General features: G+C 41.3%; 25 protein-coding genes. 13 read left to right on the top strand and 12 right to left on the bottom strand.

From position 1 onward, the window contains the following. Nucleotides 1-138 precede the first annotated feature (138 nt). Together F887_RS03160 and trhA are read right to left on the bottom strand one after the other, a co-directional pair. Complete coding sequence (locus tag F887_RS03160; RefSeq protein ID WP_005296669.1) at nt 139-1,449, bottom strand: MFS transporter; 1,311 nt, start codon at nt 1,447-1,449, stop codon at nt 139-141. Between the two features lie 101 nt (nt 1,450-1,550). Then, entirely contained in the window at nt 1,551-2,192 is a 642-nt protein-coding gene (gene trhA / locus F887_RS03165; protein WP_005296668.1) for a PAQR family membrane homeostasis protein TrhA, read from the bottom strand. 101 nt (nt 2,193-2,293) lie between these two features. Here trhA and F887_RS03170 point away from each other — a divergent pair, with 101 nt between their 5' ends. Further along, complete coding sequence (locus F887_RS03170; RefSeq protein ID WP_005296666.1) at nt 2,294-3,511, top strand: class I SAM-dependent methyltransferase; 1,218 nt, start codon at nt 2,294-2,296, stop codon at nt 3,509-3,511. A gap of 17 nt (nt 3,512-3,528) precedes the next feature. Further along, entirely contained in the window at nt 3,529-3,957 is a 429-nt protein-coding gene (locus F887_RS03175; protein ID WP_005296663.1) for a GNAT family N-acetyltransferase, read from the top strand. 14 nt (nt 3,958-3,971) lie between these two features. On the opposite strand, the gene F887_RS03180 is transcribed toward F887_RS03175, so the two are convergent. The 5 genes from F887_RS03180 to F887_RS03200 form a co-directional block, all read right to left on the bottom strand. Continuing rightward, nucleotides 3,972-4,208, bottom strand: coding sequence for a hypothetical protein (locus F887_RS03180; RefSeq protein ID WP_005296662.1), 237 nt, complete (start codon nt 4,206-4,208; stop codon nt 3,972-3,974). A 202-nt stretch (nt 4,209-4,410) separates the two neighbouring features. After that, nucleotides 4,411-5,265, bottom strand: coding sequence for a patatin-like phospholipase family protein (locus F887_RS03185; protein WP_005296660.1), 855 nt, complete (start codon nt 5,263-5,265; stop codon nt 4,411-4,413). A 65-nt stretch (nt 5,266-5,330) separates the two neighbouring features. Beyond that, nucleotides 5,331-5,555: a hypothetical protein gene (locus F887_RS03190; RefSeq protein ID WP_005296658.1), complete on the bottom strand. Its 225-nt coding sequence runs from the start codon at nt 5,553-5,555 to the stop codon at nt 5,331-5,333. A 167-nt stretch (nt 5,556-5,722) separates the two neighbouring features. Beyond that, nucleotides 5,723-7,858: a 3-hydroxyacyl-CoA dehydrogenase NAD-binding domain-containing protein gene (locus tag F887_RS03195; RefSeq protein WP_005296655.1), complete on the bottom strand. Its 2,136-nt coding sequence runs from the start codon at nt 7,856-7,858 to the stop codon at nt 5,723-5,725. 10 nt (nt 7,859-7,868) lie between these two features. Continuing rightward, nucleotides 7,869-9,074: an acetyl-CoA C-acetyltransferase gene (locus tag F887_RS03200; protein WP_005296653.1), complete on the bottom strand. Its 1,206-nt coding sequence runs from the start codon at nt 9,072-9,074 to the stop codon at nt 7,869-7,871. 226 nt (nt 9,075-9,300) lie between these two features. On the opposite strand from F887_RS03200, the gene F887_RS03205 reads away from it, so the two are divergent. From F887_RS03205 to F887_RS03215, 3 genes are all read left to right on the top strand, one after another. Next, a complete protein-coding gene (locus F887_RS03205) occupies nt 9,301-10,398 on the top strand; it encodes an agmatine deiminase family protein (protein WP_032863178.1) in 1,098 nt (365 codons plus the stop codon). 67 nt (nt 10,399-10,465) lie between these two features. Further along, nucleotides 10,466-11,011: a P-loop NTPase family protein gene (locus F887_RS03210; RefSeq protein ID WP_005296648.1), complete on the top strand. Its 546-nt coding sequence runs from the start codon at nt 10,466-10,468 to the stop codon at nt 11,009-11,011. After that, nucleotides 11,008-11,436 (top strand): NUDIX hydrolase, encoded by a 429-nt coding sequence (locus F887_RS03215; protein WP_005296645.1) that lies wholly within the window; start codon nt 11,008-11,010, stop codon nt 11,434-11,436. Before F887_RS03210 ends, F887_RS03215 begins: the two co-directional genes overlap by 4 nt. Nucleotides 11,437-11,450: 14 nt before the next feature. Here F887_RS03215 and F887_RS03220 read toward each other — a convergent pair whose 3' ends face one another. Then, the gene (locus F887_RS03220; protein WP_005296642.1) at nt 11,451-11,921 is read right to left on the bottom strand and encodes a GNAT family N-acetyltransferase; all 471 of its coding nucleotides are present in this window, start codon (nt 11,919-11,921) and stop codon (nt 11,451-11,453) included. A 92-nt stretch (nt 11,922-12,013) separates the two neighbouring features. Further along, nucleotides 12,014-13,027: an AraC family transcriptional regulator gene (locus tag F887_RS03225; RefSeq protein ID WP_004652394.1), complete on the bottom strand. Its 1,014-nt coding sequence runs from the start codon at nt 13,025-13,027 to the stop codon at nt 12,014-12,016. 213 nt (nt 13,028-13,240) lie between these two features. Here F887_RS03225 and F887_RS03230 point away from each other — a divergent pair, with 213 nt between their 5' ends. The 7 genes from F887_RS03230 (at nt 13,241) to F887_RS03260 (ending at nt 21,438) form a co-directional block, all read left to right on the top strand. Further along, nucleotides 13,241-14,359, top strand: a complete 1,119-nt coding sequence (locus F887_RS03230; RefSeq protein WP_005296640.1) for a CaiB/BaiF CoA transferase family protein — start codon at nt 13,241-13,243, stop codon at nt 14,357-14,359. A gap of 144 nt (nt 14,360-14,503) precedes the next feature. After that, a complete protein-coding gene (locus F887_RS03235) occupies nt 14,504-15,727 on the top strand; it encodes a carbohydrate porin (protein ID WP_171067490.1) in 1,224 nt (407 codons plus the stop codon). A 140-nt stretch (nt 15,728-15,867) separates the two neighbouring features. Continuing rightward, nucleotides 15,868-18,273: a glucose/quinate/shikimate family membrane-bound PQQ-dependent dehydrogenase gene (locus F887_RS03240; protein WP_005296636.1), complete on the top strand. Its 2,406-nt coding sequence runs from the start codon at nt 15,868-15,870 to the stop codon at nt 18,271-18,273. Between the two features lie 173 nt (nt 18,274-18,446). Next, nucleotides 18,447-20,090, top strand: a complete 1,644-nt coding sequence (locus F887_RS03245) for a nitrite/sulfite reductase (protein ID WP_005296633.1) — start codon at nt 18,447-18,449, stop codon at nt 20,088-20,090. Beyond that, a complete protein-coding gene (locus F887_RS03250; RefSeq protein ID WP_005296630.1) occupies nt 20,083-20,568 on the top strand; it encodes a DUF934 domain-containing protein in 486 nt (161 codons plus the stop codon). Before F887_RS03245 ends, F887_RS03250 begins: the two co-directional genes overlap by 8 nt. A gap of 79 nt (nt 20,569-20,647) precedes the next feature. Further along, entirely contained in the window at nt 20,648-21,088 is a 441-nt protein-coding gene (locus tag F887_RS03255; RefSeq protein WP_005296628.1) for a hypothetical protein, read from the top strand. After that, nucleotides 21,085-21,438 (top strand): DMT family transporter, encoded by a 354-nt coding sequence (locus F887_RS03260; protein WP_005296626.1) that lies wholly within the window; start codon nt 21,085-21,087, stop codon nt 21,436-21,438. The genes F887_RS03255 and F887_RS03260 overlap by 4 nt, the downstream gene beginning before the upstream one ends. 54 nt (nt 21,439-21,492) lie before the next feature. Here the strand turns inward: F887_RS03260 and F887_RS03265 are convergent, their stop codons facing one another. The 3 genes from F887_RS03265 to F887_RS03275 all read right to left on the bottom strand — a co-directional run bounded on the left by F887_RS03265 (nt 21,493) and on the right by F887_RS03275 (nt 23,872). After that, nucleotides 21,493-21,936 (bottom strand): VOC family protein, encoded by a 444-nt coding sequence (locus tag F887_RS03265; protein ID WP_005296624.1) that lies wholly within the window; start codon nt 21,934-21,936, stop codon nt 21,493-21,495. A 134-nt stretch (nt 21,937-22,070) separates the two neighbouring features. Beyond that, nucleotides 22,071-23,246 carry a thiolase family protein gene (locus F887_RS03270; protein ID WP_005296622.1) on the bottom strand — a complete coding sequence of 392 codons (1,176 nt, stop codon included), beginning with the start codon at nt 23,244-23,246 and terminating at the stop codon, nt 22,071-22,073. Nucleotides 23,247-23,356: 110 nt separating this feature from the next. Then, on the bottom strand, nt 23,357-23,872 hold the full coding sequence (locus F887_RS03275; protein ID WP_005296619.1) for a GspH/FimT family pseudopilin: 516 nt from the start codon (nt 23,870-23,872) through the stop codon (nt 23,357-23,359). A 365-nt stretch (nt 23,873-24,237) separates the two neighbouring features. Between F887_RS03275 and F887_RS03280 the strand changes: the two genes are divergently transcribed. After that, on the top strand, nt 24,238-24,809 hold a 572-nt coding region (locus tag F887_RS03280), incomplete at its 3' end, for an outer membrane beta-barrel protein (RefSeq protein WP_005296617.1).

Raw genomic sequence — 24,809 nt, 5'->3', positions numbered from 1 at the left:
AGGCGGTTATTTTAGCATAAAAAATATTTGGAAGAATGCTGTTATAAAAGCAACTTTATAAGATAAAAACTATGGGATTGAATGGTATTTCAGATGATCTGAGCAAGTGTTTTGCACAGACCATCTGAACAATAATGCTTAGATTTGGTTATTCACATCATCATTTTTGGTTTCGCGCATCAGTAAGAAGGCAATTAAAGAGAGGATAGAAGCCAAGCTAAGATATAAGCCGACCGCACCCAGACCATAGCTTTCTGCGAGTTTAGTTGCAATATAAGGCGCAAAAGAGGCACCAAAAATACCAGCCAAGTTAAAAGTCAGTGCTGAACCGGTATAGCGAACTGAGGTTGGAAAGATTTCAGATAAGACGGTGCCAATTGGTCCATAGGTTAAGCCCATGATGGAAAGACCAATACATAAGAACAAGAACACCAGAATCGGACTACCTGAACCTAATAGCGGTGCAAAACACAATCCGAACAGGGCTGAAAGAATACAAACCACGATCGAGGTGTTTTTACGGCCAAACTTCTCGGCAAAAATTGCAGATAGTGGAATAAAGGCAGCAAAACAGAGCGTTGCAACTAGTTGTAACACCAAGAAGTCACCACGTGCATAACCAAGTTTTGTGGTTCCCCAGTTCAAGGCAAACACGGTAGTGAGGTAAAACACCACAAAGGTACAGATCGCTGCAATGGTCCCAAGCACCAACATTGGAAAATGTTTAGTCATCACTTCTTTAAAAGGGACATTCACTTCTTTCTGTTTATTTAATACCTTTTGGAAGGCGGGTGTTTCATGCAGCTTTAAACGGATGTATAAACCGACCAACACCAAGACTGCACTTGCAATAAATGGAATACGCCATCCCCAAGTCATAAATGCTTGTTCAGACATAAAAGCATTGAGTAACAGGAATGAGCCAGTCGCAAGAATAAAACCGATTGGTGCACCGAGTTGCGGGAACATGCCATACCAAGCACGTTTGCCTTCTGGTGCGTTCTCAGTCGCCAGTAAGACTGCGCCACTCCATTCACCACCTAAGCCCAAACCTTGTCCTAAACGGCACAGGGCAAGCAACAACGGAGCTGCTAGACCAATTTGTGCATAGGTTGGTAATAGACCAATACAAACCGTAGAAATACCCATGGTGAGCAAGGCGGCAACCAATGTGGCTTTACGTCCGATGCGATCACCGAGATGCCCAAAAATCGCTGCGCCAATCGGGCGGGCAATAAAGGCGATTGCAAAGGTTGCAAGCGACTTGAGTACTGCTGCGCCGTCACTACTTTCAGGGAAAAATAAATGTGGAAAAATCAGCACAGCTGCTGTGGCATAAATATAAAAGTCGAAAAACTCAATGGTAGTACCGACAAGGCTGGCAAATAATACTCGTACTTTTGAATTGCTGGCCACTTCAGTGGTGGCAGTCGTAGTGCTTGACGACATACAAGACCTTCATGTTATTCATTCAAGAAACAGAAGACTGTCTTGAAAAATTCCTTTTGAATGTGCAGTCTTACCCTGAAAACTTAATGTTATATATGAATTTATAATACATAACAGTAGATTGCCAAAAAGTGTAATCCTGCCCCTAATAGCACAAAAACATGCCAAATTGCGTGGGTATATCTTACCTTTTTTAAGGCATAAAACAATGTGCCGATGGTATAGGCCAAGCCGCCTGCAATCAGCAGTTGTACAGCATCTTTAGAAAGGTAACGCTGCATATCATCCATGACTAAAACAGCCAACCATCCCATGACTAAATAAGCCGCTAAAGAAATCTTTTGGAAACGGTGAATAAACACCAATTTAAAGAGTGTGCCGATCAATGCGATTGACCATAATGCAATGAGTAAATAATGTGCTTTGGCGGTTGGAATCGCGATACTTAAAAATGGAGTATAGGTGCCTGCGATGAGATAATAGATCGCAGTATGATCCAGTTTTTTATACCAATATCGCTTACGTTCATCCACAGCAAAGTGATACAGCATCGAACTCGCAAGCAAGAGGACTAGACTAAAACCATAGACCCATAAACTGATCCATTGTCCCAATGGCAAATGCTGACCTTTAATAATCATGAAGATCGAGGCAATTAAAGCCAGTGCAGCACCGATACCATGACTATAGGCATTAATCAGTTCTTCTTTCGGGTCATAGTCCAGCAATGTTTTTGTGTTCATCAAGCGTTCAGATTGAATAAAAATACAACTGTATCGTAATGCAATTTCCCTTTTAAAGTAAGACGCTTTAAAATTTAGTTTCTATTTGTTAGGTTTTCATTATGTTTGCGCCGAAATTTTCTTTTGAACAAGAACAGCAGTTTTTCTTGGATATCCAGCAATCTATTAAAAATAAAAGCTTTGATCGCCTTATTCTGAGTCAGTATAAAGGTGAAATGGCACAATTAGAAAAGATAACGTTTCGTGTGATTGAACTGCAAGGACAAGCCATGCTGTCTGGTTTGTATCACCATACCACGCAAGATGTGACCAAAAACCATACGATTGATGAAGGTCTGGAAAAAATTGCTGAGTTATTGAACCAGTGTAAACAGGCCAATCTATTTAGCTTGCACCAAGATATTCAGCTCAAGAAGAATAAAAAGAAGGCGATGCTAAATAGCCAGAAAAAACAGGTATCTACTGCCAAAACAGAACAACAGCAACATGATCGTGAAAAGCAGCGTTATGTACAACAGCAGAGTCCATTTCTAAAGTATCTGGGGATTACTGATGAAAAAGGACAAATTATTCCAAGTATGGCGCGTAAGTGGAAACAGATTAATAAATTTATTGAAATCTTTTCGCATGCTTATGAACAGATTGATGCTTCACAGCAAGAATTGAATATTGTGGATTTTGGTTCGGGTAAAGGCTATCTCACTTTTGCGCTATATGATTATTTACAAGCACAGCATAAAACGCCTTTAATTACGGGTGTTGAGTTACGTTCAAACTTGGTTGAGTTTTGTCAGAATGTTGCTGATCAAGCTGGTTTCAGCCATCTCGACTTTTTTGAAGGTGATGTACGTAGTTATCAGCCAGAAAAACTGGATGTCATGATTGCGTTGCATGCCTGTGATATTGCCACTGATTTTGCCATTCATACGGGTATCCGCTTAAATGCCTCGATGATTATGTGCGCACCATGCTGCCATAAAGAACTACGTCCACAATTACAAAGTCCTGAAGTTTTACAGCCGATGCTTCAGTTTGGCATTCACGCAGGGCAGCAGGCAGAAATGTTGACTGATACCTTGCGTGCTTTGTTGCTGAAAGCCTATGGCTATGAAACCAAAGTATTCGAGTTTGTATCTTTGGAACATACCAGCAAAAATAAAATGATTTTGGCGACTAAACGTAAACAGATGCAGCAGCCTGATGCAAAGATTATGCAGCAAATTCAAGCTTTGAAAGCCATGTATGGTATTGAAAAGCAGAGTCTGGAATTATTATTACAAGATCAAATGCCGATCGAAAATATAGGCTGTAAGTGTTAATGATGTCCGAGGAACATATGCTTCGAGTTGAACGAGGAAGTTGGGATCAATTACAGCAACCTGCAAAATTGATTCGAGAAAAGGTTTTTATTGCTGAGCAGGGTATTGCAGAAGCAGACGAATGGGATGAGCAAGATGCGATTTCTCAGCATTTTGTCATCTTCGATCAAGATCAGCCAGTTGCGACAGCGCGTTTATTGCAAAATAATAGTGTTGGGCGTGTTGCTGTGCTGCAAACCTATCGTGGGCAAGGCATTGGTCAAATGATAATGTTAGACATTATTGACTACGCACGACAACAGTACCGACCTTTCCTGTATTTGTCCTCACAAGTACACGCGATTTCTTTTTATGAGCAATTGGGATTTATGGTACAAGGCGATGAGTATGATGAATGTGGCATCCCCCATATAGAAATGCAGATGCCAATCAGGGTGGAAATTTAAACCCATTAGGTTATTTATGGATGCTGTTCAGTGACCGCTTCTGATGTTGCTGAACCTGTGTCCTGTTGAGACAGTTCTTTTTGCTGTTGTGCCTTACGCTGTGCACCTGGCATGTAGTCAGGCTCTTGGGTCATAGCCAAATAGAAAAAGCTTAAAAAGATGGTACTGAGCACCCCGACAATAATCACAAATTTCCATCCCAATACTGTTTCTTCATTTGAATCTTTTTGTGGGGATGGTTGGTTACTCATTATAAATTCCAAAAATAACAAAATATAAAGCTAGATTTTGCGCCTTTTTAGCAGAACTTGCCAAGAGGGGATGCTGAATTCTTCATTATTTTAAGCTCAAGCGTGTTTTGAATTGGAGGTACGTTCCACTGCGTTTCGACATGGTGAACACAGCCAAGAAGAAACCTACCCATCACTGATTATCGTAATGGTTTAGCTGGAACTAGAGATTGTTCCAGTCTTCAATCGCCTTAAATCCTGTTTCTATCCCGACATCATAGCTGTAGCGGATTTTCGCTTTGTTTTTTGAAAGCCGACCTGCCATGTTTTTTAAATCAGGTGGACAAACCTCCAAAATTTTTTGTTCCGATGCAGATCGCACAAATGCGACAGAATCATTGTAGCGTTGTGTTCGGGTCAATAGGCTTTGTGCAAAGCCCCGTTGTTGCTTAAACAAGTATTTTGCAAGGAACTGATCACCTTTGCTGGTGGCTTTATAATAATTTTTAGGACGTGTTCTAAGCACCATTAACTTGGAAACATCATGTTGTTGTGCGGCCCAATGGATGGGTAAAGCATCTGCTACACCGCCATCAAAATAGGGTTCACCAAAGACATCAACCGCTTGACGAGTGAGTACTGGAATAGAGCTGGATGCTCTTAAACCATCAAGAATGTTATCTCTAGATGCTTTGATATAGGCTGCTTCGCCCGAGAGCGCATGCGTAAGCACCATGTAAAATTCAGGATGATTGGCAAATAAATGCTCTTGATTAAGTGGATTTTCCTGCTCAACAGCGTCCCACATCCATTTTAAATCCAGTAAGTCACCACCTTTAAAAAAGCGGCCATAATGGATGAATTCAGAGCGGAGAGAATGATCTAAATAGATCTGGAGAATACGACCTTGTTGCGCTGCCAGATAACTTGCAACATTGGTGGAGCCAGAAGAAACACCAACACAGAGGTCAAAGGGATTAAATTGTTGCTGTAAAAATGCATCTAACACACCACAGGTGAATGCACCGCGCATTCCACCGCCTTCAACGACCAGTGCCTGACGATTTTGTTGAAGCATTGAATATCTCGAATAACATGATAAATCCATGTTAAACAGGATTTATCATGTTTGACAATAACACTTTAGTGATTGTGCTGATGTGCTTCTGGAGCGTTTGTTTCTGAGCTCAGTGAAGATTGTGACATTTCAGCAGGGGTTGCTGCTTTCTTTTGGTTCATCGGCATATAGTCTGGTTCATTGTTAATCGCCAAATAGAAAATCACCATAAACAAAAAACTAAGAATAGTGGTGATAATTAATGCTTTCCAACCCCAAGGTGAAGTTTCTGGACAGAGTTTTTCAGACATAATAGATTTCCCAATGATGCAAAAAATAAAGCAGAATTCTGCAACTTATAGCATAAATTGTGATGTATTACTCAGATGTTTTGCTGTGATTTTGTCGAGAAAACAAAAAAGCCCGTACAGACAAGGAGTTCCATACGGGCTTCTATGTGAGGCGTTAAAGAAAGAAATTATTGAATAATTTCTTTCTTATCAGCTTTTTCTTTCAATAATTGTGGCGGAGTGAAACGTTCGCCATACTGAGCCGCTAACTGTTGTGCACGTTGCAATGATTTTTCAATCCCATTTTGATTCAGGAATTGAATCGCTCCACCAGTCCAAGGTGCAAAACCAATTCCAAAAATCGAACCGACATTGGCATCAATCACAGACTCTAAAACACCTTCTTCATAGCAGCGTAAGGTATCAAGCGCTTGTACAAATAGGAAGCGATCAATCATGTCCTGTTCAGAAATGCTGTTCTCTTTCTGCCAACGATTCAGTCCATCCCATAAGTGCTTTTTACCATTTTCAGGATAGTCATAGAAGCCTGCACCCGCAGCCTTACCTTTACGATTAAGCTCATGAATCATGGAGTGTACCACTTCATCTACTGGGGTTTTTGGTAAATCTTTACCTTCTGCTTGCAGCGCTTTGCGGGTTTCACCAGCCACATGCTCAGTCAGTGTTAAAGAGACTTCATCCTGAATCGCGAGTGGGCCAACGGGCATACCTGCTTTTAATGCTGCCATTTCAATTTTGGCAGGATGTACACCTTCTGCGAGTAAACGCATACCTTCTTGAATAAAAGTACCGAATACACGGCTGGTAAAGAAACCACGGCTGTCATTGACCACGATAGGCGTCTTGGCAATTTGTTGAACAAAGTCATAGGCTTTAGCCAATGTGTCGGCAGAGGTTTCTTTGCCCTTGATAATTTCAACCAATTGCATTTTATCCACTGGGCTAAAGAAATGTAGTCCAATGAATTTCTTGGTATCTTTACTTGCCGCGGCTAAGCCCGTGATGGGTAATGTAGACGTATTCGATGCAAAGATGCCACCTTCCGCCAAGTACTGCTCAGCCTCTTGCGTGACTTTGGCTTTTAGTTCTTGATTCTCAAATACCGCTTCAATAATCAAATCACAGCCTTGTAGATCTGCGGCATCTGCTGTTGCTGTAATCAGCGATAACACTTGATCACGTTTTTCAGCCGTCATACGACCTTGTGAAACACGTTTATCGAGAAGCTTTTGCGAATAAGCTTTACCTTTTTCTGCATTTTCAACGGATACATCTTTAAGTACCACAGGGATGCCTTTGATCGCGGTTGAGTAGGCGATACCCGCACCCATCATGCCTGCACCCAATACACCCACTTTGCTGGCTTGCCATTTCGCAACATCAGCAGGACGACTCGCACCTGATTTGATTGCATTCAGACCATGCCAGAAGGTACCGATCATATTCTTGGAAACTTGACCCACAGTAAGCTGGGTGAAGTAACGCGATTCGATACGCAAAGCGGTATCGACATCAACTTGTGCACCTTCAACAGCGGCAGCCATAATTGCCTCTGGCGCAGGGTAGCAACCTTTGGTCTTGTCGCGCAGCATCGCAGGAGCAATGGCAAGCACTTGAGCCACAGCAGGTGTTTTCGGATCGCCACCTGGAATCTTGTAACCTTTGACATCGAATGGTTGTTGCGACTTCGGATTGGCTTTGACCCAAGCAATCGCTTTGTCTAAAAGCTCTTGTTCGTTCTCAGCAGTGTCATGTACCAAACCCAGTGATTTTGCTTTATCGACACCAAATTGCTTACCTTCCATCAAGAATGGAAATGCATTCTGCAAACCAAGCAAGCGAACCATACGGACGATACCACCACCGCCTGGCAACAAACCTAAAGTCACTTCTGGTAAACCAAACTTGGTTTTTGGATCGTTAATGGCAATACGATAATGACAGCCTAAAGCGATCTCCCAACCGCCACCGAGCGCCGTACCATTTAATGCGGCAACCACGGGAACACCTAGTGTTTCAATCGTACGTAAATCACCTTTGAGCTCTTCAATCATTTTGAAAAACTCAGTGGCATGTTCTGGTTGAACTTGGATTAACTCATCCAAGTCACCGCCTGCAAAGAAAGTTTTCTTGGCAGAACGGAAAATAATGCCTTTCAGATCCGTTTCAGCTTTGAGCTTTTGACTGACTTCTTGTAGAGAAGTACGGAATTCTGCATTCATGGTGTTGGCAGATTGACCCGACGAATCAAGGGTAAGAATTACAATATTGTCAGCGTTTTTTTCGTATTTAATAGCGCTCATGTTGTGCTCCTTACACCAACTCAATAATGGTGGCGATCCCCATTCCACCACCCACACATAATGTGGCTAAGCCACGTTTTTTTCCTTGACGCTCTAACTCATCAAGTAAAGTTCCTAAAATCATGGCACCCGTAGCACCCAATGGATGACCCATGGCAATTGCACCGCCATTGACATTGACTTTCTCGGCAGGAACTTTGAGCTCATTGATAAAGCGCATCACGACTGCGGCAAAGGCTTCATTGACTTCAAATAGGTCAATATCATCAATCGTCAGGCCTGCTTTAGCCAAGGCTTTACGCGCAGCAGGGGCAGGGCCTGTCAGCATGATGGTTGGGTCTGTACCAACCAAGGCAGTTGCCAGTACTTTGGCACGTGGTTTTAAGCCTTGCTCTTTGACTGCTTTTTCAGAAGCCAATAACACCACAGCCGCGCCATCAACGATACCTGATGAGTTGCCTGCATGATGTACATGGTTAATTTTTTGCGCTTCAGGATATTTCTGCAGTGCGACGGCATCGAAGCCCATTTGTCCCATCATTTCGAAGCTGGCATTCAGTTTTGCCAAGCCTTCAACGGTGGTAGTACCTCGAATAAATTCATCTTTTTCTAAAATCAGCACCCCAGAATGATCTTTAACAGGTACCACTGATTTGTCGAAATAACCGTTGGCTTGAGCCGCGGCTGCTTTTTGTTGTGAACCGACCGCAAAAGCATCGACATCTTCGCGGCTATAGCCATCTAAAGTTGCAATGAGGTCTGCACCGACACCTTGTGGCACAAAAGAAGATTTTAAGTTGGTTTCAGGATCAAGTGCCCAAGGACCACCATCAGAACCCATTGCAATACGTGACATTGATTCAACGCCACCTGCGACAACGACATCTTCCCAACCTGAACGGACTTTTTGTGCCGCCAAATTGACGGCTTCTAAACCAGATGCACAGAAACGGTTGATTTGAACGCCTGCAACATCATCATTCCAACCTGCTGCAATCGCTGCGGTTTTGGCAATATCACCACCTTGGTCAGCAATCGGCGTGACGCAACCCAAAACGATATCATCCACTTTTGACGTGTCGAGTTGGTGGCGTTGTTGTAATTCATTCAATAATGATGTGAGTAAAGTAATCGGTTTGACTTCATGCAGTGAGCCATCTTTTTTTCCTTTTCCGCGTGGCGTGCGAATGGCATCAATAATGTAGGCCTCGCTCATAGGTTTTCCTTGTATCACCTTAAAATTGTTGTTTATCGAGTGTACTCAATTTAAGTGTCAGTGCAATGATGATAAACATTGGCAAGTTTGATGTTTTTCGCCAATTTGATTGATTAATATGCTGATCAAGCACATACCTAATTTGAGTGTTTTTCTGTGTGACTTGCTCAGTCTTCGATTAGACTAGTGCTTGGAAATGATTGACAGAAAAGATGGGCAAAACGACATGATAAAATTAAAGCGTCACTATGCCGTTATGGCATTGATCCTGTCACTTTTTGGATGTGATTCATCTGGACAGAATGTAGAAAATAAAAATGTAGCTGAGGATAAAAACAAGATGAGTCAAACGTATTCAAATCAAGTTGCTGACGACAAAATGTTGTTAGTGTTATCTGCACCTTCTGTACATGATCCATATTATAAATCTGCGTTTCAACGGATTGTCAATTTTCAGATTGATTATGCCAAGTCGATTTTGGGCAATGATAACGTGGTGATTTTAGTGGATAAAGACACTAAGCCTTATTTCGCGGGCAAAGTTCCAGAAGATATTTTGCTGGTGGAGGATGTGCGTGATATCTGGATGCGCGACTTCACTACAGTCAATCCAATCAAACCCGTGCAATTTACCTATACTTGGGCTTCAATGACGCAGAAGCAGAGTAAAGACGTACAAAAAAGTTTTAACCGTTTTGTAGATCATTATCAGATTCAAAGAACTAAGACCGATTTAATGCTGGATGGTGGTAATCTGGTGGATGATTATGCAGGACGCGTGATTACGACCACCCGTTTTATGGAAGATAATGAACTTAGCTACAATGAGGCTAAACAAGAGTTAAGAGCCACTTTGGGTGCGAAAGAGGTTGCTATTCTAGAGCCTGATGAAGAGGTGCTGGCACATTCGGATGGTATGGTCAGTTGGGTGGATAAAAATACACTGTTGGTCAATGACTATTCCAAAACACCTGCATTTAGAACAACAGTAATGGATGAGTTGAAAGCTTCATTTCCAACTGCGAAAATTGTCGAAGTTCCTGTTGAATATAAAACCAATCCAAAAGGTGAGTGGGAAGGCTTTGAATCGGCATGTGGTGTTAATCTGAATGCTACAGTCACGCATAACAATATTTATGTACCGACTTTTAATATGCCGCATGATCAAAAAGCATTAACGATCATCAAGCAAAACACCAGCAAGAAAGTGATTCCTGTAAATGCGGAATCCGTTTGTCCAATGGGTGGCAGTGTACGTTGTCTTACTTGGCAGGTGACAGGGGCGAATGCAGTGAAACTTATCCAAGCAGCAAGAGATAAGTGACAGATGTGTCATTATTTAAATAGGAAGATAAGAAATATTGAGTGCTTAGGAATAATGTCGGGAAGTCATGAAATTTATTAATGTTGTAGGGACCTCTGCTTCTGGAAAAACAACCTTTGCCCGTCAACTCGCTAAAAAGCTAGGATTGTCTTACATTGAAATGGATGATTTATTTTGGCTGGATGATTGGCAAGAAACACCTGATCAGGAGTTTTTTGCTAAATTACAAAGTCAAATTGATCAGGCACCTAGAGGATGGGTACTTGATGGTAATTATTCTCGAACACTGGATTTAAAGCTTAAATATATTGATACGGTTATCTGGCTGGATTATTCATTTTCATTAAACCTATATCGTTCAGTTAAACGAGCAATTAGTCGAGCAGTGACACAAAAAAGATTATGGGCAAATTCCAATAATAGAGAAAATTTTAAGACCAGTTTTCTGTCTAAGGACTCTATTATTTTATGGATGATCACCCATCATGCCAAAAATCGTAAGAAATATTCTGACTTAATGCAAAATCCAGCGTATCAACATATTCATTTTATTCGTCTGACGTCACCTCAGCAGACTGCTAGATTTTTAAAGCAGATGGCGGCGACACCATGACAGCCATTAAAACCAAAGCACTCTGTATTTTTCGATACCAAGATAAGGTTTTACTGTCACAAGGCTATGACCCAAGTACAGATGAAACTTATTTTAGGCCAATTGGCGGGGGGATTGAGTTTGGAGAAACCTCTAGACAGGCGGTTGAGCGAGAAGTTTTTGAAGAAATTGATCAACAGATGACTGATGCAAAACTTTTGTGCGTATTAGAAAACTTATTTAGTTTTGATGGTCAACCAGGCCATGAAATTGTATTTGTATATGAAGCCAAATTTATGGATGAAACTCTGTATAAACAGCCAGAAATACAGGGTAGGGAAAGTACTGGATTAAGCTATATCGCTCGGTGGTTGAGTGAAGAGCAGATCACATTAAAGCAATATCCTGTTTATCCAAAAGGAATTGAGTACTGGCTATTTAAGTAATTGTTTATTTAGTTTCATACTGAATTATTCGATAAAGATAAGTGAAAGAATTGGTTATATGGTGATTCAGTATATTCTGCAAACGCCTCACCTTGAACAAAACCAAATTGCTTATAAAGGCCAATCGCAGCATCAAAGTGAGCATCTTTTCCTGTTTCTAAACTCACTCGTTGATATTGACGCTGTTGAGCAACTTTCAGTAAATACTCCAGTAACTGCTTTGCGACACCTTGCCGTAAATGGTCGGGATGAGTCCGCATTGATTTGAGCTCAGCATGTTGAGGTGTCAGTTCTTGAATCGCGCCACAACCAAGAAGTAGATCGTTATTCCAAAGGGTATAAAAACTTATAGAATCGTCTTGGAGATGGGAGAGGTCTAACGCAAAACTATGTTCAATAGGTGTGTTTTGATGCAGGCCATGTAAATGAATATGAATCAAATTTTGCACTTGAGGGTGGGAGAAGTCGCCTTTTTTAATAATCATTGTCGTTCAAGCTCATTGCTGAATTATGCTTGATTATTACCATATTTAAAAAGTAGTGTTCAACTTATAAATTGAACACTACATTGCCATTATTAGTTGTGATGACCGTGTAATTGGCGATATAGACCAGGGGTAACACCTGTCCATTTTTTAAAGGCACGGTGGAAAGTACTGGTTTCACTAAAGCCCACTTGTTGCGCTACATCTTCAAGCGTCAAGTTTGGTGTGAGTAATAAATGAATTGCCGCATCACGACGCAATGCATCTTTCACGCCTTGATAGCTTTTACCTTCTGCAGCCAAGCGACGACGCAAAGTTTGTGGCGATAAGTACAGCATTGCCGCTACATCGTTGAGTGTTGGCATTTCTTCGCCAATCTGGCTCTTTAATACATCACGAATACGCGAAGTCAGCGAGTTGGTATTTTTGAATTTCACCAAGAGTTGTGCAGGTGCTGCTTTTAAGAATTCTTCTAAAGTCTTTTCGTCTTGACGGATGGGAAGATCAAGATAATCAGCAGCAAAGGTAATTTCGGTACGTGGTGCATCGAATTGCATGACAGGGGCAAAGAACAATGCATCGTATTCATCGGCGTGATTTGGACGTTCATAACCAAAATGAACGCGTTCCAAAGGTAGGCGACGTTCAATTAACCATGATGCCAAACCATGCCAGATCATCAGCATGCTTTCAGTAATGAAATGGTCTGGATCCAACGCTTTAGGAATATGTGGCACTAAGCGAGCTTCATGTTTGTCACGTTCTAAGCTAACCGACCATTCATCTCCAAATAGTTTGTAGAATTGAGATGAAAGTTCGAGTGCCTGTCCGAGTGTTTTGGAATGGATAATCAATTGGCACATGATCGCAAATGTACCCAAGCGACGTGGCTGTACATCGAAACCGACGTGTTCGTCTTGGGTGACCATCCATAACATTTTTACAAAACGGGTGTACTGCTCTGGAGAGATTCGAGCCTTCGGTTGGCGCAGTAACTCTGCTTCTATGCCGACATGTGAAAGTAACGTTTCAACGTCCATGCCTAGGCGTTTAACACCTGTTAAAGCCGCATTCACGAAGTGGATGCTGATCGTATCACGGCTCATATTGAATCCTTCAGTTTCTTTACTATTCACGATAATTGACCTAAATAACCGTCTAAAATATCAAATTGGGCAATTGACAAGAAAAATAATTGCGCCCTGTATACATGTTAAATTGCCGAAACTATCAAGGTAAATGGCTGAACATGACATTGTTTTTGTGTTTATCCACACCTAGTATAAAAGAAAATTTGAACAAATTGAGTAAAAATTATTATGCCATCTGCATTAAAGGGATTGAAAGTCCTAGATTTTTCGACTTTATTACCAGGGCCGTTTGCCAGTATGTATCTTGCAGACATGGGTGCAGAAGTTATCCATGTTGAATCACCGACGCGTCCAGACCTTGTACGGATTATGCCACCCTATGCCAATGGTCAGGCCACTGCGCATAGTTATCTGAATCGGAATAAGCAGTCGATTGCACTTGACCTCAAAGATGCAGCCAATATTGAGCTGATCAAAAATAAAATTTCTGAATTTGATATTGTGTTGGAGCAGTTTCGTCCAGATGTCATGCGCCGTTTGGGTTTGGATTATGAAACGTTAGCGGAGATTAATCCACGTTTAATCTATTGTTCCATTACAGGCTATGGGCAGACAGGAGCTTATAAAGATCGAGCAGGACACGACATTAACTATTTAGCATTGGCAGGAGTATCTGGACATAGTGGTCGTCAGGATGGTGGTCCGCCACCTTTGGGCATTCAAATTGCCGATGTGGCGGGTGGTTCTTTGCATGCGGTGATTGGCATTCTTGCAGCTGTGGTTGAACGTCAACGCAGTGGTCTGGGTCAATATCTTGATATTTCGATGACGGATTGTGTGGCGAGTTTAAATAGTATGGCGGCTTCAGCCAGTCTGGCCGGGCAAACGCCACAAGCACCTGAAGCGGGAATGCTGAATGGTGCAAGTTTCTATGATTATTATCAAACCAAAGATGGCCGCTATTTTTCAGTGGGAAGTTTAGAGCCACAATTCATGGCTGGTTTGGCTGCGGCTTTAGAGTTACCGGTGTTGCTTGCAAAAGGAACCTCATTTGATCCTGAAGATCGCCAAACAGTAAAACAGGCACTGCAAGAAAAGTTCAAAACCCAAGACTTTGCAGCATGGCAGCATTTATTCCAAAGCTTGGATATTTGTGTGGAACCTGTACTCAGTTTGGATGAAGCATTAGTTTCACCTATGGCACAGCAACGCGGTTGGGTGGTTGACGTGCCTGTATCGGAAAATGCATCACAAACTGAGCCTCAGTTGGCCTGTCCAATCAAGTTTTCCCGTTCGCAAATGAAGTATGACTTTATTGGTCAGAGCTTAGGTGAGGGCAAATGGTAGAAAATATGTGCGACTAATCACTGATTGTTAAAATATTGTACAGATTGTTAACATTTTGAATAAGTTGTAATTTAAAAATGAGAGTAACCTTTTATACACAATAACATAAAAGGTTACGTAAACATGACAATCTCTAAATCTTTGATTGTTTCTTGTTTATCCGTTCTATCATTGAGTCTTTTCACACAACATACTCAAGCAGCTTCTTCCGCATTTGACCCAAATGGTCAATGGCTGTTTGGTGATTGGAACGGTCAACGCACTGCGTTGCAAGAACAGGGTTACAAATTTTCTGCTGATTACACTGGTGAATTTGCAGGGGTTTTAGATTCTAAACAACACTCAAGCCATGGCAGTGAGTTCACTGGACAACTGGCGTTGGGCACACACTTTGACCTAAATAAAATTTTAGGTTGGCAAGATACTGAGGCGCAGATCACTGTTACTTATCGTGATGGTCAGTCTTTGTCACAAACCGCAGATGGCTTACAAGGTCACCAAAGTTCTGTACAAGAAGTATGGGGCCGTGGCCAAACTTGGCGTTTAACCGATCTATGGATCAAAAAGAAATTTTTAGATCAAGCTTTAGATATTAAAGTCGGTCGTTTCGGTGAAGGTGAAGACTTCAACAGCTTTGACTGTGACTTCCAGAACTTGGCCTTATGTGGCTCGCAAGTAGGTAACTGGGTGGGTGACCAATGGTACAACTGGCCCGTCAGCCAGTGGGCATTGCGTGTCAAATATAACTTGCAGCCAGATCTTTATGCACAAATCGGGGCATATGAATATAACCCTGAGAACTTACAGCGTGGCAAAGGTTTTAATCTAAGTACTGATGGCTCGCATGGTGCAATTATTCCTGCGGAAGTAGTGTGGACACCTAAACTGGGTGCACTCTCTCTGCCTGGTGAATATCGCTTTGGTTACTACTACAGCACAGCGGATGCCGCAGAAATTGAGAACCCTGCCAAGACTGGACATAAACAGGGTGGCTGGTTTACAGCGAAACAACAGCTGACCCGTCATGATGGTCAGTCTGATCGTGGTTTGACTGGTTTTGTCAATGTCACTGTGCATGATTCAAAAACCAATGCTGTTAAAGATATGCAAAATGTCGGTTTAGTTTATAAAGGCTTACTTGATCAACGTCCGCAAGATGAACTTGCTTTGGGCGTTGCACGAATTCATGCCAATGACAAAAACAATGGTCTTTTGGATGAGGAATACAACACAGAGTTGTATTACGGTATCCACGCCACCAACTGGTTGACGATTCGTCCAAATATTCAATACGTCCATCATGTGGGTGCGTTGAAAGATGGCGATAAGACTTGGGTTGGCGGTATTAAGTTCCAAACGATTTTCTAATTTCGATACTTGAGCAATTTTGCAGATTAAGTTCATTACATGGGCTGCATCTGCAAAGTTGCTGTGATTTGAACTCGACCATTAAATCGATAAGTCATCTTTTTAGTGGATCCAAAATATAAAAGATGCAAGGTGATCTTATGAATCAATCTGCTTCAAAATCTGGGCTTAGAACATTGACGGTGATCATTATCGCCCTCATTGCATTGTTCTTGCTCGTTGGCGGTATCTGGCTCGCAGCGATTGGCGGGTCTTTTTATTATGTGATCGCAGGCGTACTGTTGCTGATTGTGGCAGTACAACTCTATAAACGTGCCTCAGGTCCATTATGGGTCTATGCCGCATTGATGTTAGGTAGTGTGGTTTGGGGTGTTTGGGAAGTTGGTACTGACTTCTGGGCACTGGCACCACGTCTTGATATCCTTGGAATTTTAGGTTTGTGGTTATTGATCCCAGCGGTAACGCGTGGCATTGATAACCTCACTTCGAGTAAGGTGGCATTATCATCAACCTTGGCAATTGCCATTGTGGTGATGGTGTACTCGATCTTTAATGATCCACAAGAAATCAATGGTGTGATTCAGACCCCTCAACCAGCACAAGCGAAAGCAGTGGATGGCATTGCCCCTGAAGATTGGCCTGCATATGGTCGTAGTCAGGGTGGTGAGCGTTATTCTCCATTGACACAGATCAACGATAAAAATGTCAAAGATCTTAAAGTGGCTTGGACATTACGTACGGGTGATTTCAGAACTGAAAATGATTCTGGTGAAACCACCAACCAAGTCACGCCAATCAAAATCGGTAATAACATGTTTATGTGTACGCCACATCAACATTTAATTTCGATTGACCCTGCAACAGGGAAGGAAAAATGGCGTTTTGATCCAAAACTCAAAACCGATAAAACCTTCCAACATTTAACTTGTCGTGGTGTGATGTACTACGATGCTGCCAACACCACTGAATTTGCAACCAGTTTGCAGGCGAAGAAGTCGAGCTCAACCGAGTGCCCACGTAAAGTCTTTGTTCCTGTGAATGATGGTCGTTTGGTGGCGGTGAATGCAGATACAGGTAAAGCATGTTCTGACTTTGGTCAAAATGGTGAAGTGAACTTGCAAGAGTTCATGCCGTATGCATATCCGGGTGGCTATAACCCAACCTCACCAGGTGTGGTTTCTGGCACAACTGTGGTGATTGCGGGTTCAGTGACAGATAACCATTCGAATAAAGAGCCATCAGGCGTGATTCGTGGTTATGACGTGAACACCGGTAAATTGTTGTGGGTGTTTGATACAGGCGCAGCTGATCCAAATGCGATGCCAGGTCAAGATACACAGTTTGTTCATAACTCACCAAATGCTTGGGCGCCGCTTGCCTATGATCCTAAACTGGATATCGTTTATGTCCCAACAGGTGTGGGTACGCCAGATATCTGGGGTGGTGATCGTACCGAGTTGAAAGAGCGTTATGCCAACTCAATGCTGGCGATTAATGCGACCACGGGTAAATTGGTATGGCATTTCCAAACCACACATCATGATTTGTGGGATATGGACGTACCATCGCAACCCTCATTGGCGGATATTCAGGATAAATCAGGCCAAACAGTTCCTGCAATTTATGTGCTGACTAAAACGGGGAATGCCTTTGTTTTAGACCGTCGTAATGGTCAGGCGATTGTTCCAATCAATGAAAAACCAGTTCCACAAACGGTGAAATGGGGCCCACAAACCAAAGGCGAGTTCTATTCAAAAACTCAACCATTCTCTGACCTGAATTTAGCACCGAAAGATAAATTAACTGATAAAGACATGTGGGGTGCCACAATGTTTGATCAGTTAATGTGTCGTGTGAAATTTAAACGTCTGAACTACGATGGTATTTATACCCCGCCTTCTGAAAACGGTACTTTAGTTTTCCCAGGTAACTTAGGTGTATTTGAGTGGGGCGGTATGTCGGTGAATGCGGATCGTCAAGTTGCGGTGATGAACCCGATTGGCTTGCCATTCGTTAGTCGCTTGATTCCTGCTGATCCAAACCGTCAACCTGTTGCACGTGGTGCTGGTACAGAACAGGGTATGCAACCGATGTATGGTACGCCATATGGTGTTGATATCAGCCCATTCCTGTCTCCATTCGGTTTGCCATGTAAACAACCGGGTTGGGGTTTCGTTGCTGGTGTGGACTTAAAAACACATGAAGTGGTTTGGAAAAAACGTATTGGTACAATTCGTGACAGCTTGCCGCAATTGTTCCAATTACCGCCAGTGAAAATTGGTGTGCCGGGTCTAGGTGGTTCTATTTCGACTGCGGGTAATGTGATGTTCGTTGGTGCAACACAAGATAACTATATTCGTGCATTCAATGTTTCAAATGGTGACAAGTTATGGGAAGCACGTTTACCAGCAGGTGGACAAGCAACACCAATGACTTATGAAGCCAATGGCAAACAATATGTGGTGATTATGGCGGGTGGACACGGTTCATTCGGTACCAAAATGGGTGATTATCTCGTGGCTTATGCATTGCCAGATAAGAACTAATTTCATTTAGAAATTGATTGAAAAAGCTCAGATTGGTCTGGGCTTTTTCTTTTTGTGGCAATTAGATAGGCTTATCAATAAAACCGTTATTAAATATGCAAAAAAAGCATTTTGTTGATGAATAAAAGCTCGCTATGCTAGTCGCCTTTATAATGAATGACTAGCCATACGCCATGTATTTATATACGGATTTCGATCAACAACTGATTAACCAACGTGTTGCTCAGTTTCGCGATCAAACAGAACGCTATTTAGCAGGAAAATTAACAGAAGACGAATATCGTCCACTACGTTTGCAAAATGGTTTATACGTGCAACGCTATGCGCCTATGCTTCGTATTGCTGTGCCGTATGGCTTGATGAATACTAAACAACTCAGAAAAATTGCTGAAATTGCGACAGAGTATGATCGTGGTTATGCTCACGTTTCTACCCGTCAAAATATTCAGTTGAACTGGCCTGCATTAGAAAATGTACCTGATATCCTTGCTGAGCTGGCGACGGTACAAATGCACGCAGTACAAACCTCAGGTAACTGTATCCGTAATACAACCACTGACCAGTTTGCAGGTGTTGTTGCCGGCGAGATTGCCGATCCACGTCCAACCTGTGAATTGATTCGTCAGTGGAGTACGTTCCACCCTGAATTTGCCTTCTTGCCACGTAAGTTCAAAATTGCAGTTTCTGCATTGGAAGAAAAAGATCGTGCTGCAACGGCATTCCACGATATCGGTGTATATCTGGTTCGTAATGATGCGGGCGAAATGGGCTATAAAATCATGGTGGGTGGTGGTCTAGGCCGTACTCCAATCATTGGTAGTGTGATCCGTGAGTTTTTACCACGCGAAGATTTAATTGCTTATTTAGAAGCGACATTACGTGTTTATAACTTACATGGCCGTCGTGATAATAAATACAAAGCACGTATCAAAATTTTGGTGAAAGCATTAACACCAGAAGTGTTTGCACAAAAAGTGGAAGCTGAATTTGAGCATACGCGTGAAGCATTGAAGATTCAGCCTGAGATCTTGAAAAAATTAGATGAAGAATTTACACCATTTGATTATCAAGATTTAGAAGATCAGGACTTTACGGCTTTATTTGCTGAGTATCCTAAATTCAAACAATGGTTCAACGTTAATACCAATGCACATAAAGTGAAAGGCTATCGTATCGTCACGATTTCTTTGAAACGTGCGGGTATTGCACCAGGTGATGTCACCACTGAAGAAATGAATTTAATTGCTGATTTGGCAGATAAATATACTTTCGGTGAGTTCCGTACGACGCACGAACAGAACATTTCCTTGGTTGATGTACCACAGAAAGATTTATTCGAATTGTGGCAAACGCTCGAACATAGCGACATGGCACGTGCGCATATCGGCTTTATTACCGATATTATCTGTTGCCCTGGTGGTGATTTCTGCTCATTGGCCAATGCGAAATCGATTCCAATTTCAGAAGCAATCAGCCGTCGTTTTGATGATCTAGATACCATCTATAACTTAGGTGAACTGGATTTGAATATTTCGGGTTGTATGAATGCTTGTGGTCACCACCATGTCGGCAATATCGGTATTCTTGGTGTTGATAAGAAAGGCGCAGAATTCTATCAAATTACTTTAGGTGGTCATGCAGATCATGATGCATCTTTGGGTGATATTTTAGGACCGTCATTTGCAGCCGACGTTGTGCCAGATGTGATTGATGAAATCTTGAATACTTACCTCGATTTACGTACAGAAGGTGAGCGTTTCATTGATACGTATCGCCGTGTTGGTATTCAACCATTTAAGGAGCGTGCTTATGCTTAATACAACGCTACAAGTGCTCTCTAAAGATGGCACAATTGCAGACAATACTTATCAAGTCATTGCTGAAGATGGCGTGCTTCCACAAGGTGATGTGGTTGTAACAACTGAACAGTTGGATCAATTGGCAAATGTACAAGGCAAAAAAGCGCTTTACCTCACAGTCAATGATTCTCCTGAAACACATCAATTTCCATTGAATGAGCTTGATGCCATTTTTATTGAGTTTACTGGTTTCAATGATGGCCGTGGTTATTCATTTGCTGCGTTATTACGTCGCCAAGGGTACCAAGGTGAATTGCGTGCGGTCGGTGATATCTTTAAGGATGTTTTAAATTATTTAAAACGTTCTGGCTTTGATACATTTGTGGTGAAAGAAGGTAAAGATATTCATGAAGCTGCTGCTGGGCTTCAAGATTTCACCAATCCTTATCAAGCTTCAACAGCAGTACCTAAAGCAAGCTATCAGACTGGCGCATAAGTCGCTATAGATCAAAAAAGCTGAACTACGGTTCAGCTTTTTTATGCTAAAGTTAAATTTTAACAACTCATAGAAGAATATGAATTTTAAAGAGATTATTGATGTCTTACAAAGTTCAAGAAAAATAGTCGTTACTTTGACAATTTCTTGTATGCTTATACTATTACAAGAAAAATATATTAGTTTATTTAATGTTGAGAGCAAAATAAAAAGTGCTACTTTTATTATATTGTTTCTTGGGCTTATTTTTTTATTGTGCGACTTTGTGGAGTATCTAAAAACAAAATATTCTGTTGCTCAAAGTTATAAAGTCACAAAAGAAGAGTACGAGGTTTTAAAAACTATCGGTCATCACTCAACTGAAATAATTTCTTTGAATAAGGATATTAATCCAACCACTTTACTTGAACTACGTTATATATTAGATAATCTTGTAGAAAAAGAACTGGTAGGACAAGGATTTAATGATGAATATTGGCTTACGAGAAAAGGTCGTAAAGTTCTAATGAAATATAGATGATTACATTATTTTCAAAAATAAATCCTGGGGTGGTGTGGTTACTCTTTGCGATCGCAACGGATGTACTTTCGACATTTTACTCGGCAAAGGCTAATGGACTGGTCAATAAGCTTGATCAAGGTATTGCTCTAGTTTTATATATTATCTCTTTTACTTGCGCTGCTATCGCCTTGAAATATATGCAGGCTGGGATTTTATATGTGCTTTGGTCGGGGATTGGTGTTATTGCAACAGCCGCATTAGCGAAGGTGCTTTTAGGGCAGCATATTGATTTAGCTGGCTGGGTTGGTATTGGCTTTATTACCGTTGGGCTTATGATTATCGCGCAGTATTCCAATATTGATGTGTAGTACTTCCTAGAAATAACCATGTACTTCTAGGAAGTATTATTTGATTAATTTAGCTTACCCATCTAACTGGCAATTGATCATCCATTTGATCCCGAACTGATCAGTGAAAGCACCATAGAGTGCACCCCAGAAGGTTTTTTCTAGCGGCATTTCAATTTGACCATTTGCAGATAGACTGTCGAATAGCCTTTGCGCTTCATCCAATTCATCTGGGTCTAGGTTAATTGAAATATAGTGGTTATTACCTTGCGTAAAGATACTGTTCTGTGCACAAAATTGATCATTGACATCCGAAGCCATCAGTACAGTGAACTCATTGATTGGTAAAGAGACATGTAAAATGAGGTTCTTATCTGCATCCGAAAGGGTAATCCCTTCGGTTGGTGGCATATCACCATAACGGCTGATCATGGCAAATTCACCGCCAAAAACGGATTTATAAAAATTGAATGCTTGTTCTGTTTGTCCTTTAAAATTTAGATAATGATTGAGTTGCATGATGTACTCCTTGTTGTTTTTTTATACACAGCATAACTTATCGATATTTTGACTATAGGTGCATTATTTTTTGTAATCCCGAAAAATAAAAAATCCTGCATCAAGCAGGATTTTTTAAATAAATTGAAAAATATTTAGATCAATTCAATCGCAACAGCTGTTGCTTCGCCACCACCGATACACAATGCAGCAACGCCTTTTTTACCGCCCGTACGTTTAAGTGCATGAATGAGTGTAAGAATGATACGAGAGCCTGTGGAACCAACTGGGTGACCCAGTGCGCAAGCACCGCCATTGATATTCACTTTTTCAGCGTCTAATTTAAAGTCATCGATAGGGCACATGGTGACCATGGCAAAGGCCTCATTGATTTCCCAAAGATCAACCTCTTCAGCATCCCAACCTGCCTTTTTCAATACTTTCTCGATTGCGCCGACTGGTGCAATCGTAAATTCAGAAGGGTGTTGTGAGTTTGAAGCAGTTGCAAGAATTTTTGCTAAAGGCTGTAAACCACGTTGTGCGGCAACATCACTTGAGGTTAATACCAGTGCAGAAGCACCATCAGAAATTGAACTCGCATTGGCAGCGGTAATAGTACCGTCTTTAGCAAAAGCAGGTTTTAATGATGGAATCTTGTCGATTTTTGCACTTAAAGGTTGTTCATCTTGGTCAACAACCACATCACCTTTACGGGTCGAAACTGTTACAGGAGTGATTTCATCTTTGAAGTAACCTTCAGTAATCGCTTTTTGCGCACGTTGTAATGAACGAATAGCAAAGTCATCCATTTGTTCGCGTGTATAGCTGCGTTTATTTGCCATATCTTGAGCAAATGAACCCATTAAGCGACCTGTTTCTGCATCTTCTAAGCCATCAAGGAACATGTGATCTTTAATTTCACCATGACCCATACGGTAGCCAGCACGCGCTTTCGGTAATACATATGGCGCATTGGTCATTGATTCCATACCACCAGCAACAACGATCTCCGCACTACCTGCTTTAATCATGTCTGCTGCTTGCATCACTGCTTTCATGCCAGAACCACAAAGTTTGTTAATGGTCACTGCACCTGTTGAATCTGGTAAACCTGCTTTGCGCATGGCTTGACGCGCTGGACCTTGTTTTAAGCCTGCTGGTAAAACACAACCCATGATGACTTCTTCTACATCAGTTGGTTGTAGACCAGAACGCGCAATTGCTTCTTTAATGGTAACTGCACCTAATTCTGGTGCAGTTACACCAGATAATGCACCTTGGAAGCCGCCCATTGCTGTACGCGCGCCATTAACAATTACGATATCAGTCATGCTGTGTCTCCACACTTATAATTTATAAAAATGTTCCAAACTTAAGCAGTATAGTAAAAAAAGGATTGGAATAAAGGGTTTTAACTATTTTAGGCTAGACTGAAGAGTTTTTAGCAAGATGAAATCTTCTCTGTACGAGTATTGCCCATCCTGCTTAAAACGATTTTAGTATGATACTGTGGCGATTCTGAACAGTAGATAAAACTTCCATTAGAAGCGAAGGGTAGGCCGTTTTCTGCCTGAAATATAAGATAGTTAGGTGATCGTCCAAAAGATTTAAAATTGAGCTCACCATATTTGATATTGAGCGCAGTAGTAAAGAGTAAAATTTCGCCAGAATCACGACGCTGATTTCGGTTGGTATCAATAAATCCGATAAAGCCCTTATTCCAATCTTTATGACAGTTCTCAAAATCTGAACTTGGGCACAGCATCACATTTTTATGATAAAGTTGTGCATCAGTTTTTGCTTTTTGTATATGAATTGTGAGGGTTCTTTTGACGGAATTCACTTCATTTGAGATCATCATTTCACGAAAGTAGGGTATCGCAAGTGTACATAGAATAGCCAAGATGCCAATGGTGATGATGAGTTCAATTAAGGTAAAGCCAGAAGCTTTAAACATATTTTACCTATCTATTTTTATTAACTTTTTTATTAACAGCATGTTAAATGCAAATTTTATCTTGCTCATGAATTTAATTAAAGAATAAGTTAAGATAAACTAAAACATAAGCTCTAGAACAGTAATTCATTCATATACATGAAGGGAATTGAAAATTTACTGAACTACAACGGAAATTGTAAGAAATTTTGTCAATAATTTACGAGGTTAAAGTTATCAAGCACTTGGAAAATTCGTCAAGTGTTTGTATGATTCAAAGTGAAGTGAATGGCTTAAAATAATGCTGTAGAACATTATTGTTCTAGGGGCGAAAAATCATAGGCTTAGCTTACACAACAAACAATTGTTATCTCTGGAGGATATCCATGAAATTGAGTCGTATTGCACTTGCTATGCTTGTTGCTGCTCCTTTAGCTGCTGCGAATGCGGGCGTAACAGTAACTCCGTTAATGCTTGGTTACACATTCCAAGACACTAAACATAATAATGGCGATAAGCATTTAACAAATGGTCCTGAGCTTCAGGACGATTTATTTGTTGGTGCTGCGTTAGGTATCGAATTAACCCCATGGTTAGGTTTCGAAGCTGAATATAACCAAGTTAAAGGTGATGTTGATGCTGCAGCTGCAAATGCTGAATACAAGCAACAACAAATCAACGGTAACTTCTATGTTACTTCTGACTTGATCACTAAAAACTACGACAGCAAAATCAAGCCATATGTATTATTGGGTGCTGGTCACTACAAATATACATTTGATGATGTAAACCGTGGTACTCGTGGTAATAAAGAAGAAGGTACTTTAGGTAATGCTGGTTTTGGTGCTTTCTGGCGTTTAAACGATGCTTTATCTCTTCGTACAGAAGCTCGTGGTACGTATAACATCGATGAAGACTTCTGGAACTATACAGCGCTTGCTGGCTTAAACGTAGTTCT

Origin of the sequence: Acinetobacter sp. NIPH 2100 (genome assembly GCF_000369805.1) — a bacterium.
Taxonomy (GTDB): domain Bacteria; phylum Pseudomonadota; class Gammaproteobacteria; order Pseudomonadales; family Moraxellaceae; genus Acinetobacter.
This window is presented reverse-complemented; position numbering and strand designations above follow the sequence as displayed.